Genomic DNA, 16,095 nt, shown 5'->3' on the forward strand with positions numbered 1-16,095 from the left:
CTTCGAGATTGCCGTGACACCGCCCCCCGCCGTAGCCGCCAGGCTGGACAGCGTTCCCCTTTCGTTGCCCGCGAATGCATTGCCCGCGAAAACGTCTGTTGCACGCAAGGCGCCGGCCCGCACCGACAGTCCGTTCAAGGGCATTGCGCTGATCTTGCTGTCGACGGTGTTTTTGGGCACCTCCGACGTCACCGCGAAATATCTGTCGTCCTCGCTGCCTTCGATCGAGATCGCCTGGATCCGCTTCCTGGTGTTCGCGCTGATCATGACGCCGGCGATGCTGCCGGGCACGCCGCTGTTCGCGCTGCGCAGCAGCCGTCCCGGCCTGCATGTGCTGCGCGGCGCCGCGCTGCTCGGCTCCTCCTTGATCTTCATCACGGGCCTGGGGTTCCTGCCGATCGCCGAGGCCTCGGCCACCAGCTTCGTCTCGCCGCTGTTCGTCACCGCGCTGTCGATCGCTTTCCTCGGCGAGAAGGTCGGCATGCGCCGCTGGATCGCGACCGCGGTTGGCCTCGCCGGTGTGTTCATCATCCTGCGGCCCGGCACCAGCGCCTTCCATCCCGCGGCGATCTTTCCGATCGTCTCGGCGCTGGCCTGGGCCGCCACGCTGATCCTGACGCGCATGATGAGCGGCAGCGAACGTCCGATCACCGTGATGACCTATTCGTCCGTTGTCGGCGTCGCCATTGTCAGCGCGCTGGTGCCGTTCGTCTGGGTCACGCCGAGCTGGCACGACATTATGTTCGGCATCCTGATCGGCGTTGCGTCCACCGTCGGACAGTGGATCGTCGTGCTGGCGTTCCGCTACGGCGATGCCTCGGTGCTGGCGCCGTTCTCCTATACGCAGCTGCTCTGGGTCAGCATCCTCGGCTTCCTGATCTTCGGCGAAGTCCCCGATCGCTGGACCATCCTCGGCGCCGGCTTCATCGTCGCCTCTGGCCTCTACACCGCGCACCGCGAGCGCATGCGCCGCTCGCAATTGGTGGCGGTGGCCAGCGAGCCGTCGCCAAACGCCTGATATCGCGTATCTCTTTTACAACAGCTGCCCTGAATCCGGGCCGGTGCGATGACCGTGCACGGCTTGAGAAGACACGCCTCCCGCGAATTGCAAGATAGCCCATTCGGGTCAAGCCGCGTCCGCGCGGCGCTATCGATTTGGGGCTGGGGCAATGCCGGAGTGGGGCCGCGCGCGAATCCGTCTGCGAGGCTGGTTGACGGCCGCGATTATCCTTTCAGTGGGTCTGTTGGCCGGGCCGGTCCTCGCGCAAAACGGCGGCGTCGGCGGCGAGGGTGATTATCAGTCGACGGGACAATATGGCGGTGTCGGCGGCGTTCCGGGCGTCAATGGCGGGGTCGGCGGCGACGGCGGTAGTCCGAATCGGACGTGCGTATGCACCGGTGGCGGCGGCGGCGGTGGTGCTGAGGGGGCCGCCGGAGGTGCCGGCGGTCCCGGTGGTACCGGCGGTCCCGGTGGTAGTCTCGGTAATCCGAGCGGCGGTGTGGGCGGCGCGGCCGGGCTGGACGGCGTTGCGGGAACGACCGACCCAAACACGGCCAGTGGCGGCGGTGGTGGCGGCGGCGGTCGCAGCGGAACGTCCAGTGCGACGCTGAACAACACCGGGATATTGACGGGCGGCAAGGGTGGCGACGGTGGCGTCAACACCTCGAACCCTTCATATCCAGTCGCTGGCGGCGGCGGCGGTGGCGGTGCGGGCGGTACTGCATTCACCATCACCGGCGCCGGGATACACTCGAACAGCGGCAGCATCACGGGCGGCAATGGCGGCGCGGGCGGCGCTGGCGATGTCGGTGGCAGCGGCGGTGACGGCGGCACCGGCATCGTCGTCAGTGCGTCAGGCGCAACGATCAGGAATTCCGGTTCGATCTCCGGCGGCGCCGGCGGCGATGGCGGCGCGCAGGTGTCCGATATCTACTCGAATCGAGGCAACCCGGCCTTCGGCGGCACGCGGGGGCGGCCGGGTGCAGCAGGCACCGGCGCTACCGGGATCGTCGGCGCCGGCTTGACCATCATCAACAGCGGAACGATTGCCGGCGGCGGCGGCCCGGGTGCGCAGGGCAACGCGATCGGCTTCACCGGCGGCGCCAATACGCTGACGTCGAATGGCGGAACGCTCAGCGGCAATCTTGCGATTGCAAATGGCGTCGGCGCCAGCCTGACGTTCCTGCAAACCAGCGCGGCCGGCGCCTCGGGCGATGTCACCATCTCCAGCATCAGGGGCCTCAATGGCCTGGCCACTGACGCCTCGGTTGCCGTTAGGCTGGATGGCGGGCGCTCGCTGATCGTCACCGGTGCCAGCACCTACACCGGCGGCACCTCGGTGAGCGACGGATCGACGCTCGTCATCCGCAACAGCAATGCACTCGGCAGCGGCACGTTGACGATGGGCGAGACGCTTGCCGGTCTCACCAAGCTGGTGCTGGACGGTAACGGCTTCAACATCGCCAACCGCATCGTCATCAACAGCGATCCCGTCATCACCGTCGCGGCCGGTACCACCAACACCATGTCGGGGGCCATCAGTGGTGCCGGCGATATCGTGCTCAACGGGGGCGGCACGCTGGTGCTGTCCGGCACAAATACATATTCCGGCGGCACCACGATCTGCGGCACCGCTTGTGGCGTTGCCGGCGGCAGCAGCGTACTGCAAGTCGACGTCGACACGGTGGGGACGCCGGGCGCGATTGTTTCGTCGGCGATCGGCACTGGCTTGCTGAGTTTCGACGGCGGGACACTGCGGGCCGGCGGCAATTACACGATCGCGAACAACGCACAGATCAACGCCACCGGCGCCAGCATCGACACCAACGGATACACTTTCACTTATTCGGGCAACATCGCCGGCACCGGCGGACTAATGGTGCTGGACGCTTCAGGCGGCCTCGGTCGCGTGGTGTTGCTCGGCACCAACACCTATACCGGCGGCACCACGATCTGCGATTGCGCCACGTTGCAACTCGGCGACGCAAGCCACACTGGCTCGATCGTCGGCCAAGTCAATGTCGACGGCAAGTTCGACATCGTCAACGCCAACACGTCGGGCATCACGAAGATCGTCAACGACGGGTTCAACGGCGTCGCCACCACGACGTTCCATAATTCCACGACGGCGTCGACGGCGACGATCATCAACCAGAATTTCGGTATTACGGAGTTTCGCGACAGCAGCACGGCGGGCAATGCGAGCGTGAGCAATAGCAACGGCGCTCTCACGATCTTCCGTGACGGCAGCTCGGCCGGCAATGCCACGTTCAACAACAGCAACCGCGGCACCGTGGTGTTCGGCGACGCGCTTGGTCCTCCCGGTGGCTTGGACACCAGCACGGCTGGGAAGGCCGTGTTCAACAACCATGACGGCGGCGGCGTTGTGTTCCTCGGCCACACCAACGCCGGGCAGGCCACCATTACCAATGGCAACAACGGCGGCTCGACGCAGTTCTTCGAGTTCTCGTCGGCTGCATCGGCGACGATGACGACGTCCGCCACGGGCTATATCGGCTTCTTCCAGAGCAGCACCGCGGCGAACGCGACGATCGACAACAGCGGCTTGACCTATTTCGGCACGTCCGGCGGCATGACGGAGGCGCCGACCGCAGGCAACGCGAAGATCACCAACCGCTCCGGCAGCGCGCTGATCTTTGCGGCATATTCGACGGCCGGAAACGCCACCATCACCACTGAGAGCGGCGCTAACGTCAGGTTCCTCGACAACACGACCGGCGGCACCGCGCAGTTCATCACCAACGGCACCGGTTTCGTGGATTTCGGCGGCAGCCTAGGGCCGAATGGCGACGGCCACATTACGGCAGGCTCGATCGCGGGCTCAGGCACCTATTATATCGGTGGCGGCAACACGCTCGCCGTCGGCGGCAACAATCTCTCGACCGTCGTCAGCGGCGTGATCGCCGATTCCAATCCCTGCGGTTGCGGCCCGGCCGGGCCGGGCAATCTGGAAAAGACCGGCAGCGGCACGCTGACCCTGTCGGGCCTCAACACCTATACCGGCACCACCGTCGTCAATGGCGGCATCCTGCAAGTCGATGGCTCGATCATGTCGTCGAGCTCGGCGACGGTGAACTCAGGCGGTGCGCTCTCCGGCATCGGCACTGTCGGTAACACAACGATCGGACGCGGAGGCATCCTGCTGCCCGGCAATGCGACGCCGGGCACATTCCTAAACGTGGCGGGCAATCTCGCCTTCCAGTCCGGTGCGTTGTATCTCGTCGGGCTCAATGCGACCGCCGCGACATCAGCCAAGGTGACCGGCACCGCGGCGCTTGCCGGATCGGTCGGCGTCAGTATCGCTGCCGGCAGCACAATCGCCAGGCAATACACCATCCTGTCGGCGGCCGGCGGTCGCGCCGGAACGTTCGCCGGCATCGCTTCGACCGGGGTGCCATCGGGGCTGATCGCGACCCTCGGCTACGACGCGAACCATGCCTATCTCAATCTCGCGCTTGATTATGGCGCAGCATCGAAGCTCAACGTCAACCAGGGCAATGTCGCCACCACGCTGCAGAACTTCTTCAACGCCAATGGCGGCATCAACGTGGTGTTTGCCGGACTCTCGCCGAACGGCCTGACGCAGGCCTCGGGCGAGGGGGCGACCGGATCGCAGCAGGCGACGTTCAACGCGATGAACCAGTTCCTCGGCCTCCTGACCGATCCGTTCGTCGCCGGACGCGATGGTGGTGTCAGTGGCGGTGGAGCCGGCGCGGTGTCGTTCGCGGAGGAAAGCGCGTCGCTGGCCACCGCGGCACGCACGACCGAGCCGCGCGACGCGCTGGCCGCGATTTACGCCAAGGTGCCGCCGCAGCAGCTCGACTTCGAGCCGCGCTGGAGCATCTGGGCGGCGGGTTATGGCGGCGCGCAGACCACCAGCGGCAACACGGTGCTTGGCTCGAACAACACGAGCAGCAGCGTCTATGGCACCGCGGTCGGCGCCGACTACCGCTTCTCGCCGAACACCATTGCCGGTCTTGCGCTTGCCGGCGGCGCCACCAGCTTCAGCACCAATGGTCTCGGCTGGGGCCGCTCGGACCTGTTCCAGGCCGGCGCGTTCGTCCGTCACACCGTCGGTGCGGCGTATCTGAGCGCAGCGCTCGCCTATGGCTGGCAGGATATCACCACCGACCGCATCGTCACCGCCGCAGGCGTCGATCATCTGCGCGCAAACTTCAATGCCAATGCGTGGTCGGGTCGGCTCGAAGGCGGCTATCGCACTGCCACGCCCTGGATCGGGCTGACGCCTTACGCCGCGGCCCAGTTCACCAGCTTCGAGCTGCCGAACTATGCGGAGAGCGTGGTTTCCGGTGGCGGCGCCTTCGCGCTCAACTATGCGGCGAAGAGCGTCACCGACGTCAGGAGCGAGCTCGGCCTGCGCTCCGACAAGTCCTTCGCGGTCGATGGCGGCATCGTGACGCTGCGCGGCCGCGTCGCCTGGGCGCATGACTTCAATCCGAACCGCAGCGCGGCGGCCGTGTTCCAGACGCTGCCGGGGGCGGCCTTCGTGGTCAACGGTGCGGCGCAGGCCAGCGAGTCCGCGCTGACCACGGCCTCGGCGGAGATCAAGTGGCGCAACGGCTGGTCGGCGGCTGCGACCTTCGAGGGTGAATTCTCCAGCGTCACCCAGTCGTACGCCGGCAAGGGCGTTATGCGCTATGCGTGGTGACCCTCCGTGCTATAGCCTCCCGCAGCGAAAGCCTGTCCCGGACTTGATCCGCGACAGTGTATTTCGCGGGACGAAATACGCATCAAAATGAGTGGGACGAAACCCACGCGGGAGGAAACATGCGCGCAGCGATCTTCAGAAACGGCGAGATTGTCGTCGACCAGATGCCGGAACCGAAGCCGGGCGCCGGCCAGGTGCTAGTGAAATCGCTCGCCTGCGGCATCTGCGGTTCCGATCTGCACGCACGCAAGCATGCTCACCGCATGGTGGAGCTGAGCAAGTTCCTGCCCGGCCGCACGCCGATGGATCTGTCGCGCGACGTCGTGTTCGGCCACGAGTTCTGCTGCGAGATCCTCGATTACGGCCCGGGCACCACGCGCAAGCTGAAGCCTGGGACGCGCGTCTGCTCGCTGCCGGCGCTGCTGACGCCGGAAGGCCCGAAGGGCATCGGCTATTCCAACGACTATCTCGGTGCCTATGCCGAGCAGATGCTGCTCAGCGAGCCGCTGCTGCTCGAAGTGCCGAACGGGCTCGCGGCCGAGCATGCCGCGCTCACCGAGCCGCTTGCGGTCGGCGTCCATGCGGTGGCGATGGCCAACATCAGGGGCGGCGAGGTGCCACTGGTGATCGGCTGCGGGCCGGTCGGCCTTGCGGTGATCGCGGCGCTGAAGATCAGGGGGCTCGGCCCGATCGTAGCCGCTGACTACTCGCCGGCGCGGCGGCTGCTCGCCGAGAAGATGGGCGCCGATGTCGTGGTCGATCCGGCGAACACGCAGCCTTACGCAAGCTGGGCCGAGCACGCCCAGATGACCGAAGCGGAGAAGGCGGCGCGGCCGCCGATGCAGGCGCTGCTGCCGCCGCTGAAGCCCGCGCTGATCTTCGAATGCGTCGGTGTGCCCGGTGTGTTGCAGCAGGTGTTCGAGGGCGCCCCGCGCAGCGCCCGTGTCGTCGTGGTCGGGGTCTGCATGGAGACCGACAAGTCCGAGCCGATGCTCGGCATCATCAAGGAGCTCAACGTCCAGTACGTGCTCGGCTACACGCCGGAGGAGTTCGCCTATTCGCTGCGCCTGATCGCGGAAGGCCAGGTCGATGCCGCATCGCTGGTCACCGGCCGCGTCGGCATCGACGGCGTCGCGCAGGCCTTTGCCGATCTCGCCAACCCCGAGGCGCACACCAAGATCCTGGTCGAGCCATGGCGTTGAGTTGATGCCGGTTTCGTAGGGTGGGTTAGCGAAGCGTAACCCACCAACTATGGCGCGGCGCGAAAAGAGGTGGGTTACGCCTTCGGCCAACCCACCCTACGCACCGTCGCTCGGCCTCGCGGTTTGCATTTCGCGGCACCGAACCTATAGTTCGCCGTCTCTTATCGCACTGACGGCACGCACCTCATGCGCGTTTCAATCATCACGGGAGGCGGCTCCGGCATCGGCGCCGCTGTTGCGCGCCGGCTCGCCGGCCCCGATCAGGGGCTGATGCTGCATGGCCAGGGTGCCGAAGCCAGCGGGCTCGCACGGCTGAATTCGGTTGCGGAGGAATGCCGCAGCAAGGGCGCCAAGGTCGCGGTCTCTACCGGCGATCTCGCCGGGGCCGGCGCGGGTACGTCGCTGGTCGCGGCTGCGCGCGCCGCATTCGGGCCGATCGACAGCATCGTGCACGCCGCGGGCTTTGCCGATCGCCGCGATTTCGCCAGCCTGCCGCGCGACGCGCTGGAGCGCGCCTTTGCCGTGATGGCGGCGGCATTTCATGAAATCGCGGCGGCTGCGCTGCCCGACCTCGCGCGCAGCGCGCAGGGCCGCGTCGTCGCGGTCTCCAGTTTCGGGCCGCATCGTTTCGTGCCCGGCGCGACCTATCCGGGATCGGCTGCCGCCAAGGCCGCGCTCGAAGTGCTGGTGAAGTCGCTCGCAATCGAGCTCGCAGCATCGGGCGCTACCTCAAACGCCGTGATGCCCGGCTACACGCGCAAGGATCCCGGCCTGTTCGGCGCGCTGGACACCGCGACCTGGGAGCGGGTGGCGAAGGCCAATCCGATGCAGCGGCTGGCCGAGCCTGATGAGGTCGCCGCCGTCGTCGCTTTCCTGCTGTCGCCGGAAGCGGGCCACATCACCGGCGCCACGCTGCCGGTCGATGGCGGCCTGACCTTGATGTGACGGCATGAGCGAGGACGCGTCCGCACAGCAGGCTGACGTCGTCGTGCTCGGCGCCGGCATGGTCGGCGTCTCGGCCGGCCTTGCCGCGCGGCAGCGCGGTCTCTCCGTCGTCGTCGTCGACCGCCGCGAACCCGGCAGCGAGACCTCCTACGGCAATGCCGGCATCATCTCGTCCGGCTCGATCCTGCCGCTCAACACGCCACAGCTTTTAAAGAACCTGCCGAAATACCTCACCAACACCCATCCGGCGCTGCGCTGGAATCTTCCGTGGGCGCTCGCCAACGCCGGCTGGGTGATCCGCTTCCTCGCCGCGGCGACACCGTCGCAGACCAAACCGCGCGCCGCGGCGCTGCACGGCCTGATCGGGACGTCGCTGGCGCTGCATCGCGACTGGATCGTGCAGGCGGGCGCCGGCCATCGCATCCGTGAGACCGGCTGGCTGAAGGCCTGGCGCGGCGACGGGCTTGCGACCGCCAAGGCCGAGCAGGCGGCGCTCGCCGAATTCGGCATCAAAAGCGAGGTGCTCGATCGCCAGGCGATCTCCGCGCTCGAGCCGAACATCATCCCCGCCTACAGCACAGGTCTCCTGCACAGTCAGACGGCATCGGTCGATTCGCCGGGCGCGGTCGTCAAGGCCTATGCGCAGATGCTCGCCGCCGGCGGTGGCACGGTGCGGCAATCCGAGATCCGGCGGATCGAACAACAAGGCGATGGCTGGCGGGTGCAGCTTGCCGACGGCGAGATCGCCGCGCGCCACGTCGTGGTCGCGCTCGGCCCGTGGTCGGCCGAGTTGCTGCGGCCGCTCGGCTATTACGTGCCGCTGGCGTTCGAGCGCGGCTATCACCAGCATTTCGAGCCGAACCCGGCACGTAAATTGCTGCGGCCGATCCATGATGCGGAGGGTGCATTTCTGATGACGCCGATGGAGCAGGGGATTCGCGTCACCAGCGGCGTCGAGCTGACCGCGCGCGACGCGCCGTCGAACTATGCGCAGCTCGAGGCTGTGGTGCCGATGGCGCGCAGCGTGGTCGAATTCGGCGATGCGGTCGGCGAGCGCTGGCGCGGCGCGCGGCCGACGCTGCCGGACAGCCTGCCGATGATCGGACCAGCGCCGCGGCATCGCGGTCTCTGGCTCGCCTTCGGCAACCAGCACATCGGCTTCACCACCGGTCCGGGAACGGGCGCCGCGGTCGCTGCCATGATCGCAGGCGCCGCGCCGCCGTTCGACGTGAAGGCCTTTTCGCCGGGCCGGTATATCGCGTGACTTGCGCGAGGCTGCCTGCGATGCTGGGAACGCAAGGCGAGCGCAAGACGCGTGGCAACCGAGGGGCAGGATGAACTACGTCTGGGATTTCGGGATCCTCGCCAAGTACAGCCATCTGTTCTGGCTCGGGCTCGGCTGGACCATGGCCTACACGATCGGCACCATCATCTTAGGGACCCTGATCGGCCTGATCGTCGGCATGCTGCGGCTGCGGCGCATTCCCGTGATCGACTGGCTCCTGATCGCCTATATCGAGCTGTTCCGCTGCACGCCGCTGCTGGTGCAGATCATCTGGTTCTACTACGCGTTTCCGGTCGTGATCGGCGTCAACATCCCGGCGCATGTCGCAGCGGTCAGCGTGCTGTCGCTCTATGGCGGCGCGTTCTATGCCGAGATCGTGCGCGGCTCGATCGAGAGCGTGCCGGTCGGGCAGTGGGATGCGGCGAAGGCGCTCGGCTTCCGCGGCTGGCGTCTGATGCGGCTCGTGATCCTGCCGCAGGCGCTGAAGCCGATGATGGCGCCCTATGTCAACCAGTCGGTGACGCAGCTGAAGAACACCTCGCTGGTCTCGATCATCGCGGTGCCCGATCTCGTCTACAACGCCACCCTGATCAACGCCGACACCTACCGGCCGCTCGAGGTCTACACCATCGTGGCGCTGATCTATTTTGCGATCCTGTTCCCGTCGACGCTGGTGGCAAGGCGGCTGGAGCGCGGGCTGACCTACGACAAGGTGTGACTTGCTTCACCTCTCCCGCTTGCGGGGGAGGTCGGATCGCATCGTTAGATGCGATCCGGGTGGGGGCTTTCTCCATACGAAGAGCGTCGCTTGTGGCGACACCCCCACCCCGACCCTCCCCCGCAAGCGAGAGAGGGAGATCACTACCGTCTTGGCAATTACCTCAAATACTCAGCTCCACCGGCACGTCCTCCGGCTTGACGCCGGCGAGGCCGAGGCCCTTGACGAACCATTCGCGCATCTGGCCGATGCCGCGGTTGTAGTCGACCCACACGGACAGGAAATCGCGCCAGCGCTTGTCTTGCTCGCGCCGCACCGCCATGCCGCTCGCGATCGTCACCGAGGGCGAGGCCAGGATCTTGTAGGTGCCGAGGTTCGGGTTCTTGGCGATCGCGGTCAACCCGAGCACCAGCGCGTTGACCACGCAATCGACGCGGCCCGACGACATTTCCAGCATCACCTCGTCGCGCGACTTCAGCGACTTGATGGTGGCGTTCGGCGCGAAGCGCCGCGCCACCGCCTCGTTGGCCGAGCCGACGTCGACCGCGATCTTGACCTCGGGCTTGTTGATGTCGGCCCAGGTCTTGGCCTCCAGCCCCTTCTTCAGCATCGCGCCGAACGGATGCGGGAACACCAGGTTGGTGAAGTCCACCACCAGCGCCCGCTGCGGGGTCGGGTTGAGCGCAAAGCCGAGGTCGATCTTGTTGGCCTGCAGATCGAGAATTGAATTGCCATAGGTCGACTCGACATATTCGAGCTTGACGTCGAGCAGCTTGGCGAGGTCGTTCGCCATCTCGATCGAGAAACCGGACCAGGTGCCGGTGGCGAGATCCTTGTTGAAATAGGGCAGCTCGCCCGGCAGCACCGCGATCCGCAGCACCTTGTTGGCCCTGATGCGATCCAGGGTGTTGTCGGCCTGGGTCTGCGCCGAGGCCGGGGTTGCCATGGCGGCCGCGAGCGCCGCGCCGCTGCCGATCCCGAGCGCATAGCGCAGCGCGTCGCGGCGATCTTCGGAAATTGTGATGTCGTCGGATTGAGTCAAGCGGGCCTCCCTGCACCAGATCGGGGGAAGCCTAGCGTCGGTATCCGGTGCCAGCAAGTGCGCGCGCCTGCGCCATTGGTAGGCGCCGAAGCGCCGGTCTTCTTACCTCGCCCCGCTTGCGGGGAGGTCGGATTGCATCGCAGATGCAATCCGGGTGAGGGGGAGTCTCCGCGGGCGTGATCTTCAGCGAGTGTGCGGGAGCAGCCCCTCACCCCAACCCTCTAAGAGCAAGCTTCGCTTGTCTCGACCCCGCGAAGGGCGGGGAGAGGGGGAACGAGCATCAATACGTTCCCGGCACGTACATCTCCGGCGGGATCGGGCCGCGGTGATAGTCGGGGTTGCGGACCCGCGGCGGCAGCACCACCGGTTGGTGGGTGATCTGCTGATAGGGGATCTGGGTCAACAGGTGCGAGATGCAGTTCAGCCGGGCACGCTTCTTGTCGACGGCATCGACGATCCACCACGGCGAGTCCTGCAGGTGCGTGCGCTCCAGCATCGTCTCCTTGGCCTAGGTGTAGAGCTCCCAGCGAGTCCGCGCCTCGACATCCATCGGGCTCAGCTTCCACTGCTTCAGCGGATCGTGGATCCGCATCGAGAAGCGGAACGCCTGTTCCTCGTCGGTGATCGAGAACCAGTATTTCAGCAGGATGATGCCGGAGCGGATCAGCATGCGCTCGAATTCCGGCACCGACCTGAAGAACTCCTCATACTGTTCGTCGTTGCAGAACCCCATCACCTTCTCGACGCCGGCGCGGTTGTACCAGCTGCGGTCGAACAGCACGATCTCGCCGCCGGCCGGCAGATGCGAGACGTAGCGCTGGAAGTACCATTGCGTGCGTTCGCGCTCGTTCGGCGCCGGCAGCGCCGCGACACGGCAGATGCGCGGGTTGAGCCGCTGGGTGATGCGCTTGATGACGCCGCCCTTGCCGGCGGAATCGCGGCCCTCGAACAGCACGACGACCTTCTTCTTCTCGTGCTGCACCCAGTCCTGCAACTTGACCAGCTTGCCCTGCAACCGCAGCAATTCGCGGAAGTAGACCTTGCGATCGATCGACGGGCTTCCGGCGGCCCCATCGTGCTCGAACTCGTCGAGCCTCACGTCGTCGAGCTCGAGCTCGAGTTCCTCGTCGAGGCTGTCGGCCATCTCCTGGTGGACGCGGGCGCGCAAAGCTTCCTCGCGCAAGGCTTCGTCGCGGGCGGCTTCGTCGGTGAGGTTGGAGGCGGTCATGAAGGTCCGTCTTTCAGTGTGCTAGATCGATCGGCGGGAGCATTGACGGGCGATGTTACCCCTCTATGACATTGGCATGACCGGTGTTTCACGCAGCCGGCGGGACTGTGCTAACAAGCGATGACAAGATCAAAAAAGGAGACGCCGATGATTTCGCTCACGCCAAAAGACGTCCTGCCCGAGGACGGCACCGCCGGCACGCTGGTCGGACGGGTCTGGCTGCCGCAGGCGGGCGGACCCGCCGTGATCGCGGTGCGGGGTGATGGCGTGTTCGACGTCACCGCGCGCTTCCCCACCGTGAGCGCGCTGTGCGAGGAAGCCGATCCTGCGGCCGCGTTGCGTGCCACGCACGGCGAGCGGATCGGCGATTTCGAGGCGATCCTCACCAACACGCCGCCCGATGGCCGCGACGCGACAAGACCGCATCTGCTCGCGCCAGTCGACCTGCAGGTGCTGAAAGCCGCCGGCGTCACCTTCGCGATCTCGATGCTGGAGCGCGTGATCGAGGAGCGGGCGCGCGGCAATCCGTCGTCGGCGGACGCGATCCGCAAGGAGGTGGTGCGCCTGGTCGGCGACGATCTCTCCAAGCTGAAGCCGGGCTCCGAGCCGGCGATGCGGTTGAAGCAGGTGCTGATCGACCAGAACGCCTGGAGCCAGTATCTGGAGGTTGGCATCGGCCCCGACGCCGAAGTGTTCACCAAGGCGCCGACGCTATCCTCGGTCGGCACCGGGATGGATGCCGGGCTACATCCGAAGTCGACCTGGAACAATCCCGAGCCGGAGGTCGTGCTTGTCGTCTCCGGCGCCGGCAAGATCGTCGGCGCGGCGCTCGGTAACGACGTCAACCTGCGCGATTTCGAGGGTCGCTCGGCGCTCTTGCTGTCGAAGGCCAAGGACAACAACGCCTCCTGCGCGATCGGTCCGCTGCTGCGGCTGTTCGACGGGACCTTCTCGCTCGACGACGTCAGGAAGATGGATGTCGGCCTCACCGTGAAGGGCGCAGACGGCTTCGTGCTCGAAGGCCATTCCTCGATCTCCAAGATCAGCCGCGACCCGACCGATCTGGTCGCCCAGACCATCGGGCCCGTGCATCAATATCCCGACGGCTTTGCGCTGTTCCTCGGCACGATGTTCGCGCCGGTGAAGGACCGCGACGCCAAGGGCGAAGGCTTCACCCACAAGCGCGACGACATCGTCACCATCGAAGCGCCCCAGCTCGGCAAGCTCGTCAACCGCATGCGAGGCAGCGACGAATGCGAGCCCTGGACTTTCGGCGTTGGCGCGCTGATGAAGAATCTCGCGCAGCGCAAGGTGCTGTGAGGATGAGCGCTACGCGTAGGGTGGTTAGCCAACGGGTCCGCCCAAAGGGCGACCCGATGATAAACTCCGCGTAACCCACCGTGTCGCCTGCAGCAAAGATGGTGGGTTACGCCTCCGGCTAACCCACCCTACGCGCTGCGCGCTGACGTGCTATCTTGCTTGCTATCGCCGCCGGCGTTGTCGAACATGTTCAGAAACCTGCGCGGCAGATCAATCGCGTGCTGCAACTTGAGGGCGCGCGGATGCATGAAATTCGGAGCGACCGCTTGTCGCGCCCATGTGTGATCCAGTTCATCCTCGTTCGCGCTGCTCCGCTTCACCATATTGGCTCGACGCGAACAGAAGGAGTCGCGGACATGAGCGAGCAGCCATCGAATGGAATGCCCGATTGGCTCACGACCGATATGCTGGTGATTGCCGTCGCACTGGCGATCATCGTGGTTGGCATGTGGATCGCGCCGTAGCCTGGTTGCTCCGGCTGGTTGCCCCGCTGAGACATCGCGGGATGATGTCACCACCCTAAGCGCGAGGCGATGGCGAGCCTTACAAGCCGATCATCCGGAAGATCATGCCGCCGACATTTGGGCCATGATGGTGATGGCGGCGATGACGGCTTCGCGGCGGTTCGTCACCGCCTGCGGCGGCCATCGCGCTCCTGCCGCCGTCCCGCTCGGGGCCAACAGCGTCGAACGCGGCCTTCTGCTCGTCGCTGAGCGCGCTGTAGAAAGTGTCCAGGGCCGGACGTACCGTTCCGATCGCCTGAAGCATGGAATCTAATCTGGCTCCAACCGCCGCAAGGCGTGCCGGTGGCGTGCGCGCATCGGTGGGCGGACAGGACGATTTCAGGGTGTCCTCGGCCTTTGTCGCTGCGTCCCGCAAGGCATCGAGGCTCGCCCGCTGTGCATCGGTTGGCTTGACGTTGCGTTCGATGATGTCGCCGGGCCATGCGATGGCGGCGGGCTGCGCGGTATTGCAGTTGCCGTTGTCCGCCGTCGCCTCATGCTGGCCGCGGTGCTGATCTGCCACCAGCGCGGTCACCTTCGCTTTCTGATCGTCGCTGAGCAGCCCATAGAACCTCTCCAGCGCCGGCTGAAGAATCCCGACTGCGTCGCGCATGGCCTGGAGGCGCTGCTGCATCGCGACGAGGCGGCTCGGCGCCGTCAGCGGCACGTCCTTGGGACATGAATTGAGAATGGTCGCGGACGCCTTCTGCGATGCGCTGGCGAGCTCGTCGAGCGCAGTGCTCTGCTCCGCATTGGGCTGGATGGCGCTGCGGAATTGCTCGATCGGGAAGCCCGCGATATCGCTTCTGTCGCTGCCGCACATGTCGGCAAGGGTTGTGGTCTGAGCGGTGGCGCGCGATCGACCCGTGGCCGGCGGCCGGGGACCGGCATAGCCGGGCAGGTAATAGGCATAGCCGCTCAAGGCATCGTAGTCATAGGGACCGAACAGGCCGGCATACAGATCGCCATAGCCGTAATCCCAGAAGTACGGGTCATAGCCCCCGCCCCACCAGGCGTAGTCATAAAGATCGTAATAGGCATAGGGCCAGAAGATCGGGCCGACCCAGCCATAGCCGCCATTCGGATGGCGCCACCACCCAACGCCACCCATGGCGGCTCCGGCGGCGGCCGTCGTGATCGCGGCGCGCGCCATCGGGTTGCGCAGGCCGCCCGGTCTCTGCATCGCGGCGCGGACCTGGTGCGAGGCCAACGCGTGCCCCACGGCGCTCGCATTGTGCCGCATCGCGGCGGGCGAGGCGGCATGGCGGCCGGCGGCTACGCTCGGCGCGACGCGCGCGGCATGAGCGGCGGGCCGGAATTGGTTATGACGCGCGCCGGAGCCGCCACCGAGCCGCGGGCCGGCTCTTGCAGCGGGATGAATAGTGTGAAAGCCGCCGCCACGCGCGCCGCCGGCGTGGAATCCGCCGCCGTGGAAACCACCACCGTGGAAACCACCACCGTGGAAGCCGCCTCCGCCTCCATGAAAGCCACCGCCGCCACCATGAAATCCGCCCCCGCCGCCATGAAAGCCGCCACCGCCACCGCCATGACCTCCACCGCCGTGGCCGCCTCCGCCACCGCGAGCAGCATCGGCGCTGCCTGCGAGCAGCGCGGCCGATGCCGCGACCGCGAGGATCGTGGCGAGCGCCAACACGGTGTGTCTGCAGCGGGCAGCCCTCAGCATCTTTCCTCACCCTTCGGATACTCAGTGATGCCTGACATCAACATCGAGGGCCGCCGCCGGGTTCCCGCGACGATCCGGTCGCGGCGAATTAATTTGCAGCGCGGGACCTGCGGCGAGGGCAACATCCGGCTTGGTTCACCGCGGCCGAGGTGCCAATCACTGAGTTGCCCGGCGCACGGATGCGCAACTGCGTCCCATCCACACGTCCCATCCACATCTGTCATCGCCCGGCTCGCCGCCTCCGCCAAAGCTTCGGCGCGCCGCGGATCCGTAGCCTCGTCGCAGCCTTGGCGGAGACGGGACCGGGCGATCCAGTACGCCGCGGCCTCTCGGTTCAAGCACGGGCGTCTCTGGAATACTGGATCACCCGCATGCGCATGCGCGGGTGATGATATCGCGCTGTTTGACAGATTCCCTTCACAACCAAATGCGGTGGTTATGGGTCCTGGCTTTCGCCAGGACGACATCGTGGTGTTGG

The 16,095-nt window shown here is 66.4% G+C and carries 10 protein-coding genes and 1 pseudogene; 8 read left to right on the forward strand and 3 right to left on the reverse strand.

Features of this window, described 5'->3' with window-relative positions; genetic code table 11:
- Positions 1-64: 64 nt before the first annotated feature.
- The 6 genes from ACVIGB_RS45855 to ACVIGB_RS45880 all read left to right on the forward strand — a co-directional run bounded on the left by ACVIGB_RS45855 (position 65) and on the right by ACVIGB_RS45880 (position 9,840).
- Entirely contained in the window at positions 65-1,018 is a 954-nt protein-coding gene (locus ACVIGB_RS45855; protein ID WP_456725266.1) for a DMT family transporter, read from the forward strand.
- A gap of 193 nt (positions 1,019-1,211) precedes the next feature.
- Positions 1,212-5,690, forward strand: a complete 4,479-nt coding sequence (locus ACVIGB_RS45860) for an autotransporter domain-containing protein (RefSeq protein WP_456724306.1) — start codon at positions 1,212-1,214, stop codon at positions 5,688-5,690.
- Between the two features lie 119 nt (positions 5,691-5,809).
- Positions 5,810-6,892: a zinc-binding dehydrogenase gene (locus ACVIGB_RS45865; RefSeq protein ID WP_456724305.1), complete on the forward strand. Its 1,083-nt coding sequence runs from the start codon at positions 5,810-5,812 to the stop codon at positions 6,890-6,892.
- A gap of 186 nt (positions 6,893-7,078) precedes the next feature.
- Complete coding sequence (locus tag ACVIGB_RS45870) at positions 7,079-7,837, forward strand: SDR family NAD(P)-dependent oxidoreductase (protein WP_456724304.1); 759 nt, start codon at positions 7,079-7,081, stop codon at positions 7,835-7,837.
- Between the two features lie 4 nt (positions 7,838-7,841).
- The gene (locus tag ACVIGB_RS45875; protein ID WP_456724303.1) at positions 7,842-9,101 is read left to right on the forward strand and encodes an NAD(P)/FAD-dependent oxidoreductase; all 1,260 of its coding nucleotides are present in this window, start codon (positions 7,842-7,844) and stop codon (positions 9,099-9,101) included.
- Positions 9,102-9,171: 70 nt separating this feature from the next.
- Positions 9,172-9,840, forward strand: a complete 669-nt coding sequence (locus ACVIGB_RS45880; RefSeq protein ID WP_097670409.1) for an amino acid ABC transporter permease — start codon at positions 9,172-9,174, stop codon at positions 9,838-9,840.
- A 163-nt stretch (positions 9,841-10,003) separates the two neighbouring features.
- On the opposite strand, the gene ACVIGB_RS45885 is transcribed toward ACVIGB_RS45880, so the two are convergent.
- The gene (locus ACVIGB_RS45885; protein ID WP_212311271.1) at positions 10,004-10,882 is read right to left on the reverse strand and encodes a transporter substrate-binding domain-containing protein; all 879 of its coding nucleotides are present in this window, start codon (positions 10,880-10,882) and stop codon (positions 10,004-10,006) included.
- A gap of 280 nt (positions 10,883-11,162) precedes the next feature.
- Positions 11,163-12,110: pseudogene (gene ppk2, locus ACVIGB_RS45890) on the reverse strand (polyphosphate kinase 2).
- A 147-nt stretch (positions 12,111-12,257) separates the two neighbouring features.
- On the opposite strand from ppk2, the gene ACVIGB_RS45895 reads away from it, so the two are divergent.
- Both ACVIGB_RS45895 and ACVIGB_RS45900 read left to right on the forward strand, forming a co-directional pair.
- The gene (locus tag ACVIGB_RS45895; RefSeq protein ID WP_456724302.1) at positions 12,258-13,430 is read left to right on the forward strand and encodes a fumarylacetoacetate hydrolase family protein; all 1,173 of its coding nucleotides are present in this window, start codon (positions 12,258-12,260) and stop codon (positions 13,428-13,430) included.
- Between the two features lie 155 nt (positions 13,431-13,585).
- Positions 13,586-13,894, forward strand: coding sequence for a hypothetical protein (locus ACVIGB_RS45900; protein ID WP_456724301.1), 309 nt, complete (start codon positions 13,586-13,588; stop codon positions 13,892-13,894).
- 79 nt (positions 13,895-13,973) lie between these two features.
- On the opposite strand, the gene ACVIGB_RS45905 is transcribed toward ACVIGB_RS45900, so the two are convergent.
- A complete protein-coding gene (locus ACVIGB_RS45905; RefSeq protein WP_456724300.1) occupies positions 13,974-15,617 on the reverse strand; it encodes a Spy/CpxP family protein refolding chaperone in 1,644 nt (547 codons plus the stop codon).
- Positions 15,618-16,095 lie beyond the last annotated feature (478 nt).

The sequence above is a fragment of the Bradyrhizobium sp. USDA 4341 genome (genome assembly GCF_054063755.1).